At 72.2% G+C, this 612-nt stretch carries 2 pseudogenes; one reads left to right on the top strand and one right to left on the bottom strand.

What is annotated here, in order from left to right:
• A pseudogene (locus tag D7Y13_RS46255) lies at positions 1 to 384 on the top strand (hypothetical protein); the annotation flags it as partial.
• 13 nt (positions 385 to 397) lie between these two features.
• On the opposite strand, the pseudogene D7Y13_RS42035 reads toward D7Y13_RS46255, so the two are convergent.
• Positions 398 to 612 (bottom strand): annotated as a pseudogene (locus D7Y13_RS42035) (ribonuclease H-like domain-containing protein); the annotation flags it as partial.

Raw genomic sequence — 612 nt, 5'->3', positions numbered from 1 at the left:
GGCCAGCCGGTGGTGGCGGTGAGGGACCCGGAAGCGCTGCCGTCGCTCTACGTGCTCCTGCCGGGGGAGTACCGCTCGGAGCTGGCCGCGGGGATGACGCTGGAGTACCGGATGGAGAGGATGCCCGAGCCGCTCGAGACGGTCATCGAGGCGGTGGAGGGGCCGGAGGCGTCGCTCGAGTACGCGCGGGCGAGGAAGACCGGGGACGCGTCACGGGAGGACGGGGTCGTGCTGGTGCGGGCGCACGTGCCGTCGCGCGGCTTCATCCGGGATGGGCAGTCGCGCCTCTACCAGGACGGGAGCACCGGCAGCGCCAGGGTGAAGCTGGGCACGCAGCGCCTGCTCGTCGCGTGGTTCCCCGGGCTGCGCCATGCGCTGCCGTGAAAGTGCCTGACGCTCAGGCGCCCTGACGCGACAGCCTGCGCTCCAATCGCTCCAGCCGGAGCTGATGGTCCGCGGGCAGTTCCACCGGGGCGGCCAGTCGTGCGTGATACAGGGCCCGGGGCAGGTCTTTCACCGAGTGCTCGTAGAGCTTCGTCAGCGACAGGTGCAGCGTCGCCCCCTGTCCGGGCCGGGCGAACGTGAGCGCCCGTTGCAGGTGCGCCACCGCAG

Source organism: Corallococcus praedator (assembly GCF_003612125.1).
In the GTDB taxonomy this organism is placed as follows: domain Bacteria; phylum Myxococcota; class Myxococcia; order Myxococcales; family Myxococcaceae; genus Corallococcus; species Corallococcus praedator.
The sequence above is the reverse complement of the archived record's forward strand: the minus strand, read 5'-3'. Positions and strand labels throughout refer to the sequence as shown.